19 protein-coding genes and 2 tRNA genes are annotated in these 19,751 nt (G+C 67.2%); 14 read left to right on the top strand and 7 right to left on the bottom strand.

The window, feature by feature from the left end; translation table 11 throughout:
• Positions 1-29: 29 nt before the first annotated feature.
• The gene (locus JO059_RS22610; protein ID WP_293322931.1) at positions 30-548 is read right to left on the bottom strand and encodes an NAD(P)H-dependent oxidoreductase; all 519 of its coding nucleotides are present in this window, start codon (positions 546-548) and stop codon (positions 30-32) included.
• Positions 549-684: 136 nt separating this feature from the next.
• On the opposite strand from JO059_RS22610, the gene serA reads away from it, so the two are divergent.
• From serA to JO059_RS22580, 6 genes are all read left to right on the top strand, one after another.
• A complete protein-coding gene (gene serA / locus JO059_RS22605; RefSeq protein ID WP_293322929.1) occupies positions 685-2,271 on the top strand; it encodes a phosphoglycerate dehydrogenase in 1,587 nt (528 codons plus the stop codon).
• Positions 2,268-3,278: a 3-isopropylmalate dehydrogenase gene (locus JO059_RS22600; protein WP_293322927.1), complete on the top strand. Its 1,011-nt coding sequence runs from the start codon at positions 2,268-2,270 to the stop codon at positions 3,276-3,278. Before serA ends, JO059_RS22600 begins: the two co-directional genes overlap by 4 nt.
• A gap of 128 nt (positions 3,279-3,406) precedes the next feature.
• The gene (locus JO059_RS22595; protein ID WP_293322925.1) at positions 3,407-4,204 is read left to right on the top strand and encodes a fumarylacetoacetate hydrolase family protein; all 798 of its coding nucleotides are present in this window, start codon (positions 3,407-3,409) and stop codon (positions 4,202-4,204) included.
• Positions 4,201-5,655 carry a glutamate--tRNA ligase gene (gltX, locus tag JO059_RS22590; protein WP_293322923.1) on the top strand — a complete coding sequence of 485 codons (1,455 nt, stop codon included), beginning with the start codon at positions 4,201-4,203 and terminating at the stop codon, positions 5,653-5,655. The genes JO059_RS22595 and gltX overlap by 4 nt, the downstream gene beginning before the upstream one ends.
• A gap of 115 nt (positions 5,656-5,770) precedes the next feature.
• Positions 5,771-5,842, top strand: a tRNA-Gln gene (locus tag JO059_RS22585).
• Between the two features lie 84 nt (positions 5,843-5,926).
• Positions 5,927-5,999, top strand: a tRNA-Glu gene (locus JO059_RS22580).
• Positions 6,000-6,008: 9 nt separating this feature from the next.
• Here the strand turns inward: JO059_RS22580 and JO059_RS22575 are convergent.
• Both JO059_RS22575 and JO059_RS22570 read right to left on the bottom strand, forming a co-directional pair.
• A complete protein-coding gene (locus JO059_RS22575) occupies positions 6,009-6,521 on the bottom strand; it encodes a PPOX class F420-dependent oxidoreductase (RefSeq protein WP_293322921.1) in 513 nt (170 codons plus the stop codon).
• Positions 6,522-6,601: 80 nt separating this feature from the next.
• Complete coding sequence (locus JO059_RS22570; RefSeq protein ID WP_293322919.1) at positions 6,602-7,303, bottom strand: IclR family transcriptional regulator; 702 nt, start codon at positions 7,301-7,303, stop codon at positions 6,602-6,604.
• A 68-nt stretch (positions 7,304-7,371) separates the two neighbouring features.
• On the opposite strand from JO059_RS22570, the gene leuC reads away from it, so the two are divergent.
• The 3 genes from leuC to JO059_RS22555 all read left to right on the top strand — a co-directional run bounded on the left by leuC (position 7,372) and on the right by JO059_RS22555 (position 10,283).
• Positions 7,372-8,817, top strand: a complete 1,446-nt coding sequence (gene leuC, locus JO059_RS22565) for a 3-isopropylmalate dehydratase large subunit (protein ID WP_293322917.1) — start codon at positions 7,372-7,374, stop codon at positions 8,815-8,817.
• A 22-nt stretch (positions 8,818-8,839) separates the two neighbouring features.
• Positions 8,840-9,478 (top strand): 3-isopropylmalate dehydratase small subunit, encoded by a 639-nt coding sequence (leuD, locus tag JO059_RS22560; RefSeq protein ID WP_293322915.1) that lies wholly within the window; start codon positions 8,840-8,842, stop codon positions 9,476-9,478.
• A gap of 172 nt (positions 9,479-9,650) precedes the next feature.
• Positions 9,651-10,283 carry an HU family DNA-binding protein gene (locus tag JO059_RS22555; protein ID WP_293322913.1) on the top strand — a complete coding sequence of 211 codons (633 nt, stop codon included), beginning with the start codon at positions 9,651-9,653 and terminating at the stop codon, positions 10,281-10,283.
• A 64-nt stretch (positions 10,284-10,347) separates the two neighbouring features.
• Here JO059_RS22555 and JO059_RS22550 read toward each other — a convergent pair whose 3' ends face one another.
• The 3 genes from JO059_RS22550 to cofC all read right to left on the bottom strand — a co-directional run bounded on the left by JO059_RS22550 (position 10,348) and on the right by cofC (position 14,374).
• The gene (locus tag JO059_RS22550) at positions 10,348-11,289 is read right to left on the bottom strand and encodes an NUDIX hydrolase (RefSeq protein WP_293322911.1); all 942 of its coding nucleotides are present in this window, start codon (positions 11,287-11,289) and stop codon (positions 10,348-10,350) included.
• Between the two features lie 130 nt (positions 11,290-11,419).
• Positions 11,420-13,648 carry an RNA degradosome polyphosphate kinase gene (locus JO059_RS22545; protein ID WP_293322909.1) on the bottom strand — a complete coding sequence of 743 codons (2,229 nt, stop codon included), beginning with the start codon at positions 13,646-13,648 and terminating at the stop codon, positions 11,420-11,422.
• A gap of 54 nt (positions 13,649-13,702) precedes the next feature.
• Positions 13,703-14,374, bottom strand: a complete 672-nt coding sequence (gene cofC / locus JO059_RS22540; protein WP_293322907.1) for a 2-phospho-L-lactate guanylyltransferase — start codon at positions 14,372-14,374, stop codon at positions 13,703-13,705.
• Between the two features lie 160 nt (positions 14,375-14,534).
• Here cofC and JO059_RS22535 point away from each other — a divergent pair, with 160 nt between their 5' ends.
• Positions 14,535-15,554 (top strand): NAD(P)H-dependent glycerol-3-phosphate dehydrogenase, encoded by a 1,020-nt coding sequence (locus JO059_RS22535; RefSeq protein WP_293322933.1) that lies wholly within the window; start codon positions 14,535-14,537, stop codon positions 15,552-15,554.
• Positions 15,555-15,633: 79 nt separating this feature from the next.
• Positions 15,634-16,746 carry a D-alanine--D-alanine ligase family protein gene (locus JO059_RS22530; protein WP_293322905.1) on the top strand — a complete coding sequence of 371 codons (1,113 nt, stop codon included), beginning with the start codon at positions 15,634-15,636 and terminating at the stop codon, positions 16,744-16,746.
• 88 nt (positions 16,747-16,834) lie between these two features.
• Here the strand turns inward: JO059_RS22530 and JO059_RS22525 are convergent, their stop codons facing one another.
• Positions 16,835-17,404 (bottom strand): DUF3515 domain-containing protein, encoded by a 570-nt coding sequence (locus JO059_RS22525; RefSeq protein WP_293322903.1) that lies wholly within the window; start codon positions 17,402-17,404, stop codon positions 16,835-16,837.
• 94 nt (positions 17,405-17,498) lie between these two features.
• Here JO059_RS22525 and JO059_RS22520 point away from each other — a divergent pair, with 94 nt between their 5' ends.
• The 3 genes from JO059_RS22520 to JO059_RS22510 all read left to right on the top strand — a co-directional run bounded on the left by JO059_RS22520 (position 17,499) and on the right by JO059_RS22510 (position 19,510).
• Entirely contained in the window at positions 17,499-18,476 is a 978-nt protein-coding gene (locus tag JO059_RS22520; RefSeq protein WP_293322901.1) for a thiamine-phosphate kinase, read from the top strand.
• A 63-nt stretch (positions 18,477-18,539) separates the two neighbouring features.
• Positions 18,540-18,830, top strand: a complete 291-nt coding sequence (locus JO059_RS22515) for a DUF1330 domain-containing protein (protein WP_293322899.1) — start codon at positions 18,540-18,542, stop codon at positions 18,828-18,830.
• Positions 18,827-19,510 (top strand): uracil-DNA glycosylase, encoded by a 684-nt coding sequence (locus JO059_RS22510; protein ID WP_293322897.1) that lies wholly within the window; start codon positions 18,827-18,829, stop codon positions 19,508-19,510. The genes JO059_RS22515 and JO059_RS22510 overlap by 4 nt, the downstream gene beginning before the upstream one ends.
• Positions 19,511-19,751 lie beyond the last annotated feature (241 nt).

Genomic DNA, 19,751 nt, shown 5'->3' with positions numbered 1-19,751 from the left:
ACCAGGACTAGCTGCCGGTGTGGTGCCGGCTATCCCGATGTCAGGCGGTTGGCGACGGAGACCACCCGGCGGGCAAGGTGGTCGAGGGCGTTCTGGGTGGCTCGGTCGGCATCCGAGTCGAACTCGTGGATGTTGTCGTGGGTGATGTAGAGCGCGAGCAGGGTCGTCTCTTGGCCGCCGTGCAGGGTGTTGGAGGACGTGAACGCCGCATAGACCTTGTCGGCAAGCTTGCCCTCGGCCCACAACCCTCCCAGCGAGTCAAGGAAGGTTCGCAATTGCGCTGCGGGAGAGCCGAATCGGGTGGGTGAACCGAAGATCACCGCGTCCGCCCACACGATGTCGTCGCCCGTGGCCGCGGGAAGATCCTTGGTCGCTTCGTAGTTCGCGGTCCATGCCGGGTTGTGGGCGAACGATTCGGGATCGTGGGTTTCGGTGACGTGCCTCAACCGGACCTCGGCGCCCGCGGACCCGGCCGCCACGGCGACGCGTTGTGCCATCGTGGTGCCGTGCCCGGTGGCCGAATAGTAGATGATCGCGAGTTTGGTCACGGGCTCAGCCTAGGTCCCCGGATCGGACCCCTCCGGGCGCGGAAAACCGTTGCGGTGAGGCCACCGGCCCGCTGCCGAGGGGCGGTGACGTCCACCGGTCAATCACAGCGCACAGCCCGGCCTATAGCCTGATCGGGTGAACTTGCCTGTTGTATTAATCGCCGACAAACTCGCCGAGTCAACCGTCGCGGCCCTGGGAGACCAGGTCGAGGTGCGTTGGGTGGACGGCCCAGACCGGGAAAAGTTGCTGGCCGCGGTGCCGGAGGCCGACGCGCTGCTGGTGCGATCGGCCACCACCGTCGACGCCGAGGTGCTGGCCGGGGCGCCCAAGCTGAAGATCGTCGCGCGCGCCGGGGTGGGGCTGGACAACGTCGACGTCGAGGCCGCGACGGCCCGCGGCGTCCTGGTGGTCAACGCCCCGACCTCGAACATCCACAGCGCCGCGGAACACGCATTGGCGCTGTTGCTGGCCGCCTCCCGTCAGATCGCGGCGGCCGACGCCTCGCTACGGGAGCACACGTGGAAGCGGTCGTCGTTCTCGGGCACCGAGATCTTCGGTAAGACGGTGGGCGTCGTGGGGCTCGGCCGGATCGGCCAGTTGTTCGCTCAGCGGATTGCGGCCTTCGGCACGCACGTGATCGCCTATGACCCGTATGTGGCGCCGACACGCGCCGCGCAGCTCGGCATCGAACTGCTGTCCCTGGACGACCTGCTCGCCCGAGCCGACTTCATCTCGGTGCACCTGCCGAAGACGCCCGAGACCGCGGGGCTGATCGACAAGGAGGCGTTGGCCAAGACGAAGCCGGGCGTCATCATCGTCAACGCCGCGCGCGGCGGCCTGGTGGACGAGTCGGCGCTCGCCGAGGCGGTGAGCAGCGGCCATGTCCGTGCGGCCGGTCTCGACGTGTTCACCAAAGAACCGTGCACCGACAGCCCGTTGTTCGAGCTTCCACAGGTGGTGGTCACGCCGCACCTGGGGGCGTCGACGGCCGAGGCCCAGGATCGGGCCGGAACCGACGTCGCGGAAAGCGTGAAGCTCGCCCTGGCAGGGGAATTCGTTCCCGACGCCGTCAATGTCGGCGGCGGCGTGGTGAACGAGGAAGTCGCACCCTGGCTGGATCTGGTGCGCAAGCTCGGGGTGCTGGTCGCCCGGCTGTCCGGCGGGCCGCCGGTGTCCTTGTCGGTGCAGGTGTGCGGCGAGTTGTCCGCGGAAGACGTTGAGGTGCTGAAACTTTCGGCCCTTCGGGGGCTGTTCTCGGCGGTCGTCGAGGGGCCGGTGACTTTCGTCAATGCCCCCGCGCTGGCCGCCGAACGCGGCGTCGCCGCCGAGATCAACTCGGCGTCGGAAAGCCCGAACTACCGCAGCGTCGTCGATGTCCGGGGAGTTGCCGCCGACGGGTCGGTGGTCAACGTCGCCGGCACGCTGGCCGGGCCGCAGCAGGTGCAGAAGATCGTGCAGATCAACGGCCGACACTTCGACCTGCGGGCCGAAGGGATCAATTTGATCATTCACTACGCCGACCAGCCGGGAGCTTTGGGCAAGATCGGGACGTTGCTCGGTGCGGCCGGGGTGAATATCCATGCGGCACAACTGTCCGAGGACCTCGAGGGTCCCCGCGCGACGATCCTCCTGCGCCTGGACCAGGACGTGCCCGAAGACGTGCGGTCGGCGATCGCGGCCGCGGTGGGCGCGAACAAGCTCGAGGTAGTTGACCTGTCGTGAAACTGGCAGTGATCGGCGGCGATGGTATCGGCCCGGAGGTGGTGGCCGAGGCGATCAAAGTCCTTGACGCGGTGCGGCCGGGCGTGGATAAGACGACCTATGACCTGGGCGCCCGTCGCTACCACGCCACCGGTGAGCTACTCCCCGACTCGGTGCTCGCCGAACTGCGGGAACATGACGCCATCCTGCTCGGGGCGGTCGGTGATCCGTCGGTCCCGAGCGGTGTGCTGGAGCGAGGATTGTTGCTGCGCCTACGTTTTGAGCTGGACCACCACGTCAACCTGCGACCGAGCCGGCTCTATGCGGGGGTGGGTAGTCCGCTCGCCGGAGAACCCGACATCGACTTCGTCGTGGTGCGTGAGGGCACCGAAGGTCCCTACGCGGGCACCGGCGGCTCCATCCGCACAGGCACGCCCAACGAAATAGCCACCGAGGTAAGCCTGAACACCGCGTTCGGAGTTCGTCGGGTGGTGCGGGACGCTTTCGAGCGTGCCCGCCGGCGGCGTAAGCACCTGACCCTGGTGCACAAGAACAACGTGCTGACGTTCGCGGGAAAGTTGTGGTCGCGGGTCGTTGCGGAGGTCGGCGAAGAATATCCGGACGTGGAAGTGGCGTATCAGCACGTGGACGCCGCCACCATCTTCCTGGTCACCGACCCCGGCCGCTTCGACGTGATCGTCACCGACAACCTGTTCGGCGACATCATCACCGACCTGGCGGCGGCCGTGTGCGGCGGAATCGGCTTGGCCGCCAGCGGAAATATCGATGCCACGCGGACCAATCCGTCGATGTTCGAGCCGGTGCACGGCAGTGCGCCCGACATCGCGGGGAAAGGTGTCGCGGATCCGACCGCGGCCATCATGTCGGTGGCGCTGCTGCTTGCCCACCTGGGCGAGGACGATGCCGCCGCCCGGGTGGACCGAGCCGTCGAGAGTCATCTGGCGACTCGCGGGAACGCACGGCTGGCGACCAGCGAGGTCGGCGAACGCATTGCGGCCGGGCTTTAGCAAGCCGCTCCTCGAGCCTGAAGCCACGCACGCCCGCGCCGGCGTGTCGCGCGCGTTGGTTCAGTGTCGCGGCGGGCTGTGACGCCCGGCTGCCGAAGCGGGGACTGCCCCTCACTAGGCTCGGGCAAATGCGTCTCGGTCGAATCGCCAGTCCCGACGGTGTCGCCTTCGTGAGCATCGAGGGCGACCTCGACGATCCCTCCGGGATGATCGCCCGCGAGATCGCCGAGCATCCGTTCGGCACCCCGACCTTCACCGGCCGATCATGGCCGCTTGCCGATGTCCGGCTGCTGGCTCCGATGCTGGCCGGCAAGGTGGTGTGTGTCGGCAAGAACTACGCGGATCACATCGCCGAGATGAGCGCCCTGACGGGGCCGGCGCCGGCGGATCCGGTGATCTTCCTCAAGCCCAATACCGCCATCATCGGACCCAACGTGCCGATTCGGTTGCCCGCCAACGCCTCACCGGTGCACTTCGAGGGGGAGCTGGCCGCGGTGATCAGCCGGCCGTGCAAAGACGTTCCGGCCGCCAAGGCGGCCGACAACATCCTCGGCTACACGGTGGCCAACGACGTGTCGGCGCGCGACCAGCAGAAGGCCGACGTTCAATGGACCCGGGCCAAAGGGCATGACACCTTCTGCCCGGTGGGGCCGTGGATCGTCACGGATGTCGACGCGGGGGATCTCGAACTGCGCACCGAAGTCAATGGCGAAGTCAAGCAACACGGCCGTACCTCCCTGATGATCCACGACGTCGGCGCCATCGTGGAGTGGATTTCGGCCGTGATGACGCTGCTGCCGGGCGACCTCATCCTCACCGGAACTCCCGCCGGCGTCGGCCCCATCGAGGATGGTGACACGGTCTCGGTCACCATCGAGGGAATCGGCACGCTGACAAATCCCGTTGTCCGCAAAGGAAATTCGTGACTGTCCGCGTCCGCTTCTGCCCGTCGCCCACCGGCACCCCGCACGTCGGGATGGTCCGTACGGCGCTGTTCAACTGGGCCTACGCCCGACACACCGGCGGCACCTTCGTCTTTCGCATCGAGGACACCGACGCGCAGCGCGACACCGAGGAAAGCTATGCGGCCCTACTCGACGCGCTGCGCTGGCTCGGCCTCGACTGGGACGAGGGGCCCGAGGTCGGCGGCCCCTACGGTCCGTACCGACAGTCGCAGCGCACCCAGACCTACCGTGACGTGGTGGCCACGCTGCTGGAAGCGGGGGAGGCCTACTACGCTTTTTCCACGCCGGAGGAGGTCGAGGCACGCCACATCGCCGCGGGCCGCAATCCCAAGCTTGGATACGACAATTTCGACCGCCACCTGACCGATTCGCAGCGCGCGGCATTCCTGGCCGAAGGCCGTAAACCGGTCGTCCGGCTTCGAATGCCCGACGAAGATCTGACCTGGACCGATTTGGTGCGCGGGCCCACCACTTTCGCGGCGGGCAGCGTGCCCGATTTCGCGCTCACCCGCGCGACCGGAGAACCGTTATACACCTTGGTCAACCCGTGCGACGACGCGCTGATGAAGATCAGTCATGTGCTGCGGGGGGAGGACCTGCTGCCGTCGACTCCACGCCAGCTCGCGCTGTACCGGGCACTGATCCGGATCGGCGTCGCCGAGCGAATTCCGGAATTCGCCCATCTGCCAACGGTGTTGGGGGAGGGAACCAAGAAGCTCTCCAAGCGCGACCCGCAGTCCAACCTGTTCGCCCACCGCGACCGGGGATTCATCCCGGAAGGCCTGCTGAATTACCTCGCCCTGCTCGGCTGGGCGATCGCCGACGACCACGACGTGTTCAGCCTCGATGAAATGGTGGCCGCATCCGACGTCGTCGACGTCAACTCCAACCCGGCCAGATTCGACCAGAAGAAGGCCGATGCGATCAACGCCGAGCACATCCGGATGCTCGGCACGCAGGACTTCACCACCCGACTGCGCGACTACTTCGACGCACACGGCCATCACATCGGGCTCGATGACGCGGGATTCGCCGCCGCCGCGGAGCTGGTGCAGACCCGCATAGTCGTCCTGGGCGATGCCTGGGATCTGCTGAAGTTCTTCAATGACGATGACTACGCGATCGACCCGAAGGCGGCCGCCAAGGAGCTGGGGCCCGACGGGGTCGCGGTGCTTACGGCGGCGCTGGCCGCGCTGGAGGGTGTCGCGGACTGGACCGCGGAACAGATCGAGGCCGCTCTCAAGACGGCGCTCGTCGACGGTCTCGGGCTCAAACCGCGGAAGGCGTTCGGTCCGCTCAGGGTTGCCGCCACCGGGACGACGGTCAGCCCACCGCTGTTCGAATCGCTGGAGCTACTCGGCCGCGAGCGCAGCCTGCAACGGCTGCGGGCAGCCCGCGACGGGCGGGCCTGACTTTTTGGTAGTCTGCACTGCGGTTCGCAAAGGTCGCCTACGGCCTCACCGCAGCGGTTCGACGGTGCCCACAAGGTCCGCAAAACCGCTGTGACCAGCGGTCTTAGGCAACCATTGGGGTATGGTGTAATTGGCAACACAGCTGATTCTGGTTCAGCCATTCTAGGTTCGAGTCCTGGTACCCCAGCACAAGATCGGTCGGGGGCGCGGCAGCGGCGGCAATTAGGTGCGCCTTCCGGGTTGAGCTATGCTGGCAGCTCGGATCGGTTCCGGCCCCGTCGTCTAGCGGCCTAGGACGCCGCCCTCTCACGGCGGTAGCGTGGGTTCGAATCCCATCGGGGCTACAAAAAAACCTAGTCGCCGGTCCCCAGCGCGGCCGGTGCGGTGGATCCGCCCACCGGCATGTGCGGCAGCCCGAGCTTGCGGTGATCCCACGAGCGGGCGCGGCGGACGACAATGCGCACGCAGACCCGCTTGTGCATCATCTGCTCGACGAACGGCTTCATCTCGTCGCTGTAGGGACCGGTGTAGCGCTCGAACACGCTGACTCCGACGCGATGCGAAACGTCGGGATCGTCGACGATCTCCGCGACGCCTTCGAATGACGCCCCCCGAAGCGTGTCGTAGGTGTCGCCGTCCTCGATCAGGAAGCTCACCCGCGGATCCCGCATGAGGTTGACCGCCTTCTGCGACTTGGCCTTGGTCTCCAGCCAGATTTCGCCGTCGACGACGGCGTACCACATTGCAGTCAAGTGCGGGTGGCCGCCGGGACCGACGGTCGCCAGCGTTCCGGTGCGGCTCTTGACGACGAAATCGGCGATCTCGGCGTCGGACATGACGATGGACGCGCGCTGATTCGATCCCATGGCGGTCAGTGTGTCAGGCCTTCCGCGGTTGCGTGTGCAGTGGTGGCTCTCCGCGCGGGTCTAGGGCGTGGGTCTAATCCTCAGAGCCGGCGGGTGAGCGCTTCGGCCGCGGACAACAGATCGGCGGCCCAGCGTGCCCCGGGACGGCGGCCGATCCGGTCGACCGGTCCCGACACCGATATGGCAGCGACGACGACGCCGCGGCCGTCGCGCACGGGCGCCGACACGCTTGCCACGCCGGGCTCGCGCTCGGCGACGCTTTGCGCCCAACCGCGCCTGCGAACTTCGGCCAGGGTACGGTCGGTGAATTTTGCCGACGGCAGTATGACCTTCTGCGTGCCCGCGTCCGAATAGGCGAGCAGCACTTTGGCCCCGGAGCCCGCCGTCATCGGCAGCCGCGCCCCGACGGGAACCGTATCGCGAAGGCCCGCAGCCGGTTCCAGGGCGGCGACGCAGACCCGCGAGGTGCCCTCCCTGCGATACAGCTGGACGCTCTCGCCGGTGGTCTCGCGCAACCTTTCCAGCACCGCGGCGCTTGCGGCCAACAGCGGATCGTTGACCCGGGCCGCGAGCTCGCTGACCGCGGGACCGAGCCGCCAGCGCCCCTCGTCGTCGCGTGCCAGCAGCCGATGAACTTCCAGGGCCGCGGCGAGCCGGTAGGCGGTGGCCCTGGGCAATCCGGTTCGTTCACACAATTCGGCCAACCCGCATGGAGATTCAGCGATCGTCTGCACGACGCCCACGGCTTTGTCGAGCACGCCGATACCGCTATGCTGTCTCATAATGAGATACTATCTTCTCATATTCTGAGACACCCGCTGAACACACACCGGATAGAGGCGAATTCGAGATGGGATCCGACCAGCCGCGCACGATGGCCGAAAAGGTTTGGGATGACCACGTTGTGGTCTCCGGGCGCGATTCCGAGCAAGCAGACGCCCCGGACCTGATCTATATCGACCTTCATTTGGTGCACGAGGTGACGAGTCCGCAGGCCTTCGATGGCCTGCGCCTCGCCGGCCGGCCGGTGCGGCGCCCCGACCTGACGTTGGCCACCGAGGATCACAACGTGCCGACCATCGACATCGACAAGCCGATTGCCGATCCCGTCTCGCGCACCCAGGTCGAGACGTTGCGGCGCAATTGCGCGGAATTCGGCGTGCGGCTGTACCCGATGGGCGACATCGAGCAGGGCATCGTGCACGTCGTCGGTCCGCAATTGGGCCTCACCCAACCGGGAATGACCGTCGTCTGTGGCGACAGCCACACCTCCACCCACGGTGCATTCGGCGCACTGGCCATGGGAATTGGCACCTCGGAGGTCGAGCACGTGCTGGCCACCCAGACCCTGCCGTTGCGCCGATTCAAGACGATGGCGGTCAACGTCGATGGGGGGGCCGACGGGCGGCTGCCCACCGGCGTGACCGCGAAGGACATCATCCTCGCGCTCATCGCCAAGATCGGCACCGGCGGCGGGCAGGGTCATGTCATTGAATACCGCGGCAGCGCCATCGAATCGTTGTCCATGGAAAGCCGGATGACGATTTGCAACATGAGCATCGAAGCCGGTGCCCGGGCGGGCATGGTGGCGCCGGACGAGACGACGTTCGATTTTTTGCGCGACCGCCCCCACGCACCGACGGGCGCGCAATGGGATGCGGCGGTCGAGTACTGGCGGCGGCTGCGCACCGATCCCGGGGCGGTCTTCGACACCGAGGTCTATCTCGACGCGGCCTCGTTGAGCCCATTCGTCACCTGGGGGACCAATCCCGCCCAGGGCGTTCCGTTGGACGCGGCCGTGCCGGACCCCGAGCTGATGGCCGACGACGGCGAGCGGCAGGCCGCCGAGAAAGCCTTGGCGTACATGGACCTTCAAGCCGGGACGCCGATGCGTGACATTGCAGTCGACGCAGTCTTCGTCGGCTCCTGTACCAATGGTCGTATCGAGGACCTGCGGGCGGTGGCCGACGTATTGCGCGGTCGGAAAGTGGCGCCCGGGGTGCGGATGCTCGTGGTTCCGGGCTCGATGCGCGTGCGCGCCCAGGCCGAAGCGGAAGGGCTGGGCGAGATCTTCACGGCCGCCGGCGCCGAGTGGCGGCAGGCGGGATGTTCTATGTGCCTTGGCATGAACCCCGATCAGCTGGCACCGGGCGAGCGGTGCGCGGCGACGTCCAATCGCAACTTCGAAGGGCGCCAGGGCAAGGGCGGCCGCACTCATCTGGTGTCGCCGGCCGTCGCCGCCGCAACGGCGGTGCGCGGCACGCTGTCCGCGCCGGCCGATCTGAACTCAAACTGACATAACGGAATCGAGGACGACGATGGAAGCATTTCGCACCCACACCGGGATCGGCGTGCCGCTGCGCCGGTCGAATGTCGATACCGATCAGATCATTCCCGCGGAATTTTTGAAACGCGTGACCCGAACCGGTTTTGCGGACGGATTGTTCGCGACGTGGCGGTCGGACCCCTCATTCGTCCTCAACCTCAGCCCCTTTGACCGCGGCTCGGTTCTGGTCGCCGGCCCCGATTTCGGCACCGGGTCGTCGCGTGAGCATGCGGTGTGGGCGCTCATGGACTACGGGTTCCGGGTGGTCATCTCAGCTCGCTTCGGTGACATCTTTCGGGGCAATGCCGGCAAGGCGGGACTGCTCGCGGCCGAGGTTTCCGAAGACGGCGTGGAACTTCTCTGGAAGCTCATCGAGCAGCATCCCGGGTTGGAAATCACTGCCAATCTTCAAGATCGAAATATCACCGCCGGAACGGCGGTGCTGCCGTTCAAGATTGACGACCATACCGCCTGGCGCCTGCTCGAAGGTCTCGACGATATAGCCCTTACGCTGCGCAAACTCGAAAAAATCGAAGCCTTCGAGGCGGCGCGTCCGCACTGGAAGCCGCGTACGCTGCCCGCCTCCCAAGGAGCAGACAGGGGCGGATTTTCTTCTCGCTCACCTAAGTAAACGGGACCGATTTTCCGCACCCGCCACCGGTCAAGGGCGGCAACCGGATTGCGAAAAATTTAGTTGTTCCGTCCTGAAATTGCGCGTGGCTCTTGGAAATTTGCTGGGTAAGGGTTTACCGTGTCCTCTAGTCGGTTCGCAAAACGAGGACCACTAGCTTCGGAGGATTTGGATGAACAAAGCAGAGCTCATTGACGTGCTCACACAGAAATTGGGCTCGGACCGTCGACAGGCAACCGCCGCCGTCGAGAATGTTGTCGACACCATTGTGCGTGCGGTGCACAAGGGTGACAGCGTCACCATTACCGGGTTCGGTGTATTCGAACAGCGGCGGCGTGCGGCCCGCGTGGCCCGCAATCCACGCACCGGCGAGACGGTAAAGGTGAAGCCAACGTCCGTCCCGGCCTTCCGGCCGGGTGCCCAATTCAAAGCGGTTGTGTCTGGCGCACAGCGGCTCCCGGCGGAAGGACCTGCAGTGAAGCGTGGTGTAGTGGCAGGCGCGGCGGCCAAGAAGGCGGCCAAGAAGGCGCCCGCTAAGAAGGCGGCGAGCAAAGCTCCGGCGAAGAAGGCCGCGAGCAAGGCTCCGGCGAAGAAGGCCGCAAGCAAGGCCCCGGCGAAGAAGGCCGCAAGCAAGGCTACGTCTTCAGGGGCCAAGAAGGCCGCGAGCAAGGCTACGTCTTCAGGGGTCAAGAAGGCCGCAAGCAAGGCCCCGGCCAAGAAGGCTCCGGCCAAGAAGGCAGCGGCAAAGCGGGCCGCCAGCAAGGCACCCGCCAAGAAGGCGACCTCGCGCCGCGGCCGCAGGTAGGAATTCTCCGCACGCGACATACCCTTCGGGATGGCAGCGACGCCACCCGAAGGGTATTCGCGTTTCAGGCCCGCACGTTGGCGGCCAAGGCACCACCGATGTGGTCCGCCGACACCAGACGCCCCGCCGATAGCGACAGCACCCAGGTGCTGCCCTTGTGGTTGCGTGCTTTGTCGGGCCGCACTCCATCGCGTTCACACCACCACGCGATCAAGTCCGGAATCACCTTGCCCTGCGTGCAGATCACGGGTGTGCCCTCCCGCTCGGCGATGCGCAGAATCCGTTGCCGCCCGCGTTTGGGGTTCTTGGCGTAGGCCTCCTCGCTGAGGGTTGGCTCGTTGTGGACGTTCACACCAAGTTCTTCGGCGAGCGGTTCCACCGTCTGGTGGCAGCGCAGCCGGTCCGCCGCATACACGTCGGACGCCCCGAACGCGAGTAGCTGTGGCACCAGGGCCTCCGCCTGCGCACGCCCCCGCTTGTCCAGCGGCCGTCTGGTGTCGTCACCCTTGAATCGTGATTTACTACCGGCGGTGCCGTGGCGCACCACCAACACAGTATGCGTGTCGGCCGGGTGTTTTCCGAACTGGCGCAATATCTTTCGATCATAAGGGTAACTGAGTCGCGTCATCGCTTCGGCGATCGGAAGCCACGCCAGTTCGTCGACCTCGCGGCCGGGGGTGAATTCCCCGCCCGTGCTGCGCGCCGCCCAGTAGTAGACCTTTTTGACGCCCTGGTCGATGGGGTAGCTCACCATGTCCAGACGCCTGCCGAGGATGGCGCCCTGGCCGGTCTCCTCGAACACCTCCCGCGTCGCGGCCACCGGGGCCGTCTCACCGGGATCCACTTTGCCCTTCGGCAGGGACCAGTCGTCGTAACGTGGGCGGTGGATCACGGCGACCTCGAGGCCGGGGTTCGCCAAATCGGTCGGTCGCCACAGCACGGCACCCGCGGCATACACGATCCGGCTCCCCGGGCGTCGGGCCGTGGACGAGTCTAGGATCGACACCTCAACTCCTGCGGTCCAATTCGGCCCTCGACTGCCTACGTCGCTCGCGGTCCCGTTGGTCTCCGTTGGTCCCGTTGGTCTCCGTTGGTCCCCGCTGGCCCCGTTGCCCCGGGAAAGCTACCACACGGCGTCAGGGGCTGCGGTGCCGCTCCATGAGCGACTCCTGATGGTCGCGCACGGTTCGCCCGTCCTGCGGCGAGGCCGTCCACTGACCGTCCGAACCGAGTTCCCAGCATCGCGTCGACGGATCCAGCGCGGACTCGAACAGTTCGTCCAGATAGGCGGTGAGCCTTGGATCCTTGACCTGAACCAGCGCCTCGACCCGCCGGTCGAGGTTGCGGTGCATCATGTCGGCGCTGCCGATCCAGAACTCGTCGATGAGGCTGAAATGCATGATCCGCGAGTGCTCCAGGAAGCGGCCGAGAATCGAACGGACCGAAATCTTGTCCGAGAAACCTTCGACGCCCGGGCGCAGCGCGCAGATGCCGCGCACCACGATCTCCACGCGGACACCGGCCTGGGAGGCGCGGTACAGCGCGTCGATGACCTGCTCGTCGACAAGCGCATTCATCTTCATCCGGATCCGGCCGCCCCCACCTTGGCGATGAGCCTCGATCTCGCGCTCGACGCGTTCGATGATGCCGCTGCGAATGCCGTGCGGGGCAACCAGAAGATTTCGGTAGGACAGCTTGCGCGAGTAGCCCGTGAGCGAGTTGAACAGGTCCGTCAAATCGGCCCCGATGTCCGGGGCGGCCGTGAGCAATCCGACGTCCTCGTAGAGCCGGGCCGTCTTGCCGTTGTAGTTGCCGGTGCCGATGTGGCAGTAGCGCCGGATCACCGTGCCCTCGCGCCGCACCACCAAACAGGTCTTGCAGTGCGTCTTGAGCCCGACGTACCCGTAGACCACATGCACGCCGGCTTGTTCCAGTGTGCGCGCCCAACGGATGTTGGCCTGTTCGTCGAAGCGCGCCTTGATCTCGACCATGGCCACCACCTGCTTGCCCGCTTCGGCGGCGGTAATGAGTGCCCGAACGATCGGCGAATCACCGGACGTGCGATACAGCGTCTGTTTGATCGCCAACACGTTGGGGTCGGCGGCCGCCTGCTCGATGAATCGCTGCACGCTGGTGGAGAACGAGTCATACGGATGATGAAGCAGCACATCGCCTTCGCGCAGCGTCGCGAAGATGCTCCGGGGCGTCTCCCGGTCCGCGAATGCGGGGTGGGTGTCCGGAACCCACGCCACGTCTTTCAGGGCGGGACGGTCGACGCCGTAGATCTGCCACAACGACGACAGGTCAAGAAGCCCCGGCACCTCGATCACGTCGCCGGGGTCCACGTCGAGTTCGCGCAACAACAGCTCGAGCATGCTCTCGGTCATGTCGTCGGCGATCTCGAGTCGCACCGGCGAGCCGAACCTCCTGCGCGCCAACTCCCGCTCCAGCGCCTGCAACAGATCTTCGTCGCGGTCCTCTTCGACTTCATAGTCGGCGTTGCGAGTAATCCGGAACGCGTGATGTTCAACGATTTCCATGCCCGGGAACAGGACCGGCAGAAAGGCCGCTATGAGCTCTTCCATCGGCAGGTAGCGGACCGCGGCAGGCCCTTCCCCGTCGTCTGCGGCGTCGCGTTCCCGGAGTTCGACAAAGCGGTCGACGTTGTTGGGCACCTTGACTCGGGCGAAATGCTGACCACCGTCCTCGGGTTGGCGCACCATCACGGCGAGGTTCAGACTCAACCCGCTGACGAAGGGGAACGGGTGAGCGGGATCGACCGCCAGCGGCGTCAGGACGGGAAAGACCTGTTCGTTGAAGTAGGTCGACAGCTCGCTTCGCTCGGCCTGATCAAGGTCCTCCCACGTGACGATATGGATGCCTTCTTCGGCGAGGGCTGGTCGCACCGCATCGAGGAACACGCGGGCGTGCCGGGTTGCGATGCGCTGCGTCTGCTCACCGATGCGGGCCAGTTGCTCACGCGGTGTCAGACCGTCGGCCGAACGGACCGACAGCCCCATCTCGTCACGGCGCTTGAGGCCGGCCACCCGAACCATGTAGAACTCGTCGAGATTGGAAGCAAAGATCGCGAGGAATTTGGCGCGCTCCAGCAATCGCAGCGAGCTGTCGGCGGCCAGCGCGAGCACGCGCGCGTTGAAGTCCAGCCAACTCAATTCGCGGTTGAGGTAGCGGTCGTCTGGCAACTCATCCCTGACCGTGGCGATGGTGGCCGCGGGCGGTGCTGTCACGGCAGCGCTATCCGGGCGCCACAGATTCTCGTCGGGCCGAGCCTCGGCTTCGATTTCAGTCACGAGGAGATCATTGCTCATTACCACTGGTGGTGCTAGCGTCCCGCGAACATCCATTTGCCGTTGGGGCGCCGTTCACCGCCCGGCCAGGTTGGGGCTCCGGCGGTTGCGCTAGTGCTGCGCGATGACGCGGGCGGTGGCCGCCCCGACACCGAGGCGGCGCGCGGCCGCAAGGTCGGAGGGTGTGTCGACGTCGCAACGCAAACCGGGCCAGGGCCCCGTCAGTTCGATCGCGCCCGAACGGCGGTGCCGCGCCGAGGAATCCGGACCGAACTGGGGATCGAGCGCGGTTCCGAACGCGCACAGCGACGCTGTTCCCGTCGCCAGCCGGTCGGCGACGAAGCTGCGCCGGTATTGACGCGCGGCGGCGATCGCCTCGGCCAGCTCCTGACTCTGCAATGCCGGCAAATCGCCTTGCAGCGCAACGATATTGGAAAACGATTCGGCCACGGCTCGTTCCGCCGTGATGATCGCATTGTTCAGGGGGTCGCGGTGGCCGTCGGGCGTCGGGTCGTCCAGCACGTCAGCTCCGTGCCGGGCCGCGGCGGCCGCCGCGGCTTCGTCGGGCGTGATGACGATGATCGACCCGAGCGCTGGGACGCGTGCCGCCGCGGTCAGGGTGTCGACCAACATGGCCAGCACCACCTTCTCCCGGGTCCGCGCCGAAAACACCGGGGCGAGCCTGGTCTTGGCGGCGGACAACCGCTTGACGGCGATGATCAGTGCGACATCACCCGAACCGCCGGAACCGTCAGTCGCGCCGTCGGCCCGCGTGCCGCCCATGTGCTCATCCTGCCTGGGAATTGCGCAGCGCGTGACGCCGGCCCGCCCCTGTTCTAGGGTGTAGCGGCTGCAGGTGCCGCGTGAACGGGTGCCAGACATGCCCGAGAAATGCCCGAGGCGACAGAGGAGTTGGTAGATGCCCAGCACGGGAACCGGTTTCATGGCCGGCTCGGAGGGCGCCGTCGCCGTGATGGGCGCGGGTTCCTGGGGCACGGCGCTGGCCAAGGTGCTCGCCGATGCCGCGGGGCCTGAGGGGGAGATCACGCTGTGGGCCCGCCGCCCTGAGGTCGTCGAGGAGATCAACGCCACCCGATACAACTCCGCCTACCTGCCGGGCACGTTGCTGCCGGCGGGCATCCGCGCCACCGCCGATGCGACTGAGGCGCTCGGCCGCGCGTCGACGGTGTTGCTGGGGGTGCCGGCGCAGACGATGCGGGCGAACCTTGAGCAGTGGGCTCCGTTGTTGGCCGACGGCGCGACGCTGGTGAGTCTGGCCAAGGGCATCGAGCTCGGCACCCTGATGCGAATGAGCCAGGTCATCGTTTCGGTGACGGGCGCGGATCCCTCGGAGGTGGCGGTCATTTCCGGACCGAACCTGGCCAGCGAGATCGCCGACTGTCAGCCGGCCGCCACGGTCGTCGCGTGCGCCGACTCCGGCCGCGCGGTCGCGCTGCAACGCATGCTGAACAGCGGGTACTTCCGTCCCTATACCAACAGCGATGTGGTCGGCACCGAGGTCGGCGGGGCGTGCAAGAATGTCATCGCGCTGGCCTGCGGCATGGCCGCCGGAGTCGGACTCGGCGAGAACACGGCGGCGGCGATCATCACCCGCGGCCTGGCGGAGATCATCCGGCTCGGGATGGCGCTCGGCGCCAAGGGGGCGACGCTGGCCGGGCTGGCCGGCCTGGGCGATCTGGTGGCCACCTGCACCTCACCGCGTTCGCGCAACCGGTCATTCGGCGAATGCCTGGGACGCGGCGCGACCATGGAAACTGCGATGCAGGCCAGAGGCGGCCACGTCGCCGAGGGAGTGACCTCGTGTGAGGCGGTTCTGGCATTGGCGTCCAGCTACGACGTCGAGATGCCACTGACCGACGCCGTGCACCGCGTATGTCACAAAGGGCTGTCGGTGGACGAGGCAATGGCTTTGCTGCTGGGCCGCAGAACCAAGCCCGAATGAGCCGCGCGGGCCATCGAAAGCCCAGCTAGCGGCCCGGCACTCAACCCGGGAGCGCCTCAACCGGTAGCCTCTTTAGGTTGTGAGTGCCAGCGGTCGCCGCGTGCGCGTCGCCGTCGTCTTCGGCGGGCGCAGCAACGAGCACGCCATCTCCTGCGTGTCAGGGGGCAGCATTCTGCGCAATCTCGACCCGCAACGTTTCGAGGTGATCCCGATCGGCATCACGCCGGCGGGCTCGTGGGTGCTCACCGATACCGACCCGGACGCGCTGGCGATCACCGACCGGAAGCTGCCCGAGGTGACCGAGGAATCGGGCACCGAGCTGGCCCTGCCCGCCGATCCGCGGCGCCGCGGACAGTTGGTAGCACTTGCGCCGGACGCCGGTGATGTTCTGGCGTCGGTCGACGTGGTGTTCCCGGTGCTGCACGGCCCGTACGGCGAGGACGGCACAATTCAGGGGTTGCTCGAGCTGGCGGGCGTGCCCTACGTCGGCGCCGGCGTGCTTGCCAGCGCCACGGGCATGGACAAGGAGTTCACCAAGAAACTGCTTGCCGCCGAGGGACTTCCGGTCGGCCCGTACGCGGTGCTGCGCCCCTCGCGGGCGGCGCTGGGTCCCGAAGAATGCCAGCGGCTGGGGCTGCCGGTGTTCGTCAAGCCCGCCCGGGGCGGCTCGTCGATCGGAGTCACCCGGGTAGCGAGCTGGGACCAGCTGCCCGTAGCGGTGGCGACCGCTCGCCGGCATGATCCGAAGGTGATCGTCGAGGCGGCGATCAGCGGCCGCGAGCTGGAATGCGGCGTGCTCGAAATGCCCGACGGCGCAGTGGAAGCCAGCACGGTGGGTGAGATCCGGGTGGCCGGGGTGCGTGGGCGCGAGGACGCGTTCTACGACTTCGCGACCAAATACCTCGACGACGCAGCCGAATTGGATGTGCCGGCGAAGATCGACGACGAGATCGCCGACGCCGTGCGCCGCTTGGCTATCCGGGCATTCAGCGCCATAGACTGCCAGGGCTTGGCGCGGGTTGACTTCTTTCTCACCGACGACGGCCCGATCATCAACGAAATCAACACCATGCCGGGTTTCACCACCATCTCGATGTATCCCAGGATGTGGGCGGCCAGCGGCGTCGACTATCCCACTCTGCTGGCGACCATGGTCGACACGGCGTTGGCCCGCGGCGTGGGTCTGCGCTGACGCGGTACGGCTTTCGGCTTTTCGGCGAGGGTGAAACCTGGGCGGCGACACGCCGACAGACCACGCGCCCACTTCACACGGGAAGTCGTCAGGGTTTGGCCGGGTCAATGGGTATGGCGGCCACCGCGCGGTCGATCACCTCGGAGAGCTGTTGGATCGGCGTTGGCCCCGACCCCGACGGCAATGTGAGCGCCACGTAGACGGGCCGGTCCACGGTGTACCACGTCGATCGGCCCGCTTCCCCGGCGGATTGCTGCCCGGCCTGCTCCTCGAACCACTGCACCTTGTCGACGACCTGGATGGGCGCACCCACAACGAAGTCCACGGGGCGATCGAGCCCGCAGCGCAGCACCACCGGCTCGGCCTCGGGCCCCATGCGCCAGGCCGCCGCGCCCGGGGGCGCCGGCTGCGCGAGGGCGGCGCGTTGATAGTCGCCGAGCCGTTGCGGCAGCGAGTCGGCCAGCGCCCGGCACGACGCGCTGTTGGCCTGCGGCGCCGGGACGGCGGACAGGACGACCGGTGGCGGCGGCGCCGGCCGGGTTGCCGCGATGACCAGGATTGCGCCGATCGCCGTCACTCCCAGTGCGACCGCGGCGATCAACAGAGCCCGCGGCGGTCCGGTGTCGGTACCGGAGGCGCCCGTCACCGGCGTGGCCACCTGGAGCTTTCGTAGACTGGCGCGGTCCGCATCAGGACCAACCTACTGCAGGTAGGGCGACATTCGGCCGCCGTGACGATCTGGAGGGAATGCAGTGCAAGACGACGCTACCGGGTCGCCGGCGTCGGCCCCGACGCTGCAGGAGCTCGGCGAGTTCGCGGTCATCGACCGGTTGGTGGGGGGCCGCCGACAGCCGGCCGCGGTCCTCCTCGGGCCCGGCGACGACGGCGCATTGGTGTCGGCCGGGAACGGCCCCACCGTGGTCTCGACCGATATGCTGGTGCAGGACAGGCACTTTCGGCTGGACTGGTCGACACCCCGCGACGTCGGCCGCAAGGCGATCGCCCAGAATGCCGCCGACATCGAAGCGATGGGCGCGCGGCCCACGGCCTTCGTGACGGGCTTCGGTGCGCCCGCTGATACGCCGGTGGCGCGGGTAGACGCGTTGGTTGACGGCATGTGGGACGAGGCGCAGCGGGTGGGTGCCGGCATCGTCGGTGGCGACCTGGTCAGCTGCCCGCAGTGGGTCTTGTCGGTGACGGTCCTCGGCGACCTGGACGGCCACGCGCCGGTGTTGCGCTCCGGGGCAAAGCCGGGATCGGTGCTGGCCGTTGCGGGTGAACTGGGCCGCTCCGCTGCTGGATACGCGTTGTGGCAGAACGGAATTGAAGACTTTCACGAGCTGCGGGATCGGCATCTGGTGCCGCGACCGCCCTATGGCCAGGGAGCGGCCGCCACCGCAGCAGGTGCCCAGGCGATGATAGACGTCTCCGACGGCCTGGTCGCCGACCTGGGGCACGTCGCCGAGGCGTCCGGGGTGGGCATCGATCTGTCCACCGCGGCGCTCGCCGAAGACCACGACGCGCTGGCCGCCGCGGCCGCCGCCGTGGACGTCGACCCCTGGCAGTGGGTGCTGGGTGGCGGTGAAGACCACGCCCTGGTCGCCTGTTTCGCCGGTGCGGTTCCCGTCGGGTGGCGAGAAATCGGGCGAGTGCTCGACGGGGCGACCCGGGTGCTGGTCGATGGTCGGGAATGGGGGGGACCCGCGGGCTGGCAGTCTTTCGCCCGGTGACGATGCGGGCCGCGCGCGGCCCGAGGAGGAAGCGGGCAATGGGGGCCACGCTAGGGTGGCGCAGTGACCGTCTACGCGATCGCCCAGTTGAAGTTCACCGACCGGGCAGGCTACGACCGGTACCAGGCGCGGTTCATGGAGGTATTCCGCCGTCATCCGGGAACGCTGCTGGCCGCCGACGATTCGCCTCAGGTCGTCGAGGGCCGATGGGACCGCGACAAGGTGGTGCTGATGTCTTTTCCGGACGAGGCCACGTTTCGCGGGTGGGCGCAATCGCCGGAATACCAGGAGATCTCGAAGGACCGGCTGGCGGGCGCCGATACGGTGGTGCTGCTGGTGGAAGGGCTGCGATGACCGCGCGCCCGCTGAGTGAACTCATCGAGCAGGGCTGGGCCGACGCGCTCAAGCCGGTGGCGGATCAGGTCGCCGAGATGGGGCAGTTCCTTCGCGCAGAGATCGCATCGGGGCGCAGGTACCTGCCCGCCGGCCCGAACGTGTTGCGGGCCTTCACTTATCCGTTCGATGACGTCAAGGTGCTCATCGTCGGGCAAGATCCCTACCCGACACCGGGACACGCTGTGGGGCTGAGCTTTTCGGTGGCGCCCGACGTGTATCCGCTGCCGCGCAGTCTGGCCAACATCTTCGATGAGTACACCGCCGACCTCGGCCATCCGCCACCCTCCTGCGGCGATCTGACACCCTGGGCACAGCGCGGCGTGCTGCTGCTCAACCGGGTGCTCACGGTGCGCCCCAACAACCCTGCGTCGCATCGGGGCAAGGGGTGGGAACCGGTGACCGAGTGCGCGATTCGCGCGCTGGTCGAAAGGAAGCAACCGCTGGTGGCGATTCTGTGGGGCCGCGACGCCTCCACACTGAAACCCATTCTCGCCGAAGGTGATTGCGTGGCTATCGAGTCGCCGCATCCCTCGCCCCTCTCGGCCTCACGCGGGTTTTTCGGCTCGCGTCCGTTCAGCCGCGCCAACGAACTGCTCGTGGGGATGGGCGCGGACCCCGTCGATTGGCGGTTGCCCTGATCGAGATGTAGGCGCTGCGCGTACACCGTCGCGGTGGCCCGGGCGGTGTGGTGCACGGTGGTGTCGGTGCATTGACGGTGCCACTGGCCGCCATCCTTCAACAAAATGAGCTCCTCGTATGACATCGTCATCGACACCGTCGGCGGTCAGACGCTGGAACGCTCCTACCTTGCCGGCACCACGGCCGGCGCGCCTGCCGGCGGGCGGGCAATACCGTCATCGTCGTGCGGGAGTGACGACG

The organism is Mycobacterium sp. (genome assembly GCF_019247615.1).
Lineage (GTDB): Bacteria > Actinomycetota > Actinomycetes > Mycobacteriales > Mycobacteriaceae > Mycobacterium.
Note: the sequence above shows the minus strand (reverse complement) of the source record. Positions and strands in the feature narration are given on the sequence as shown.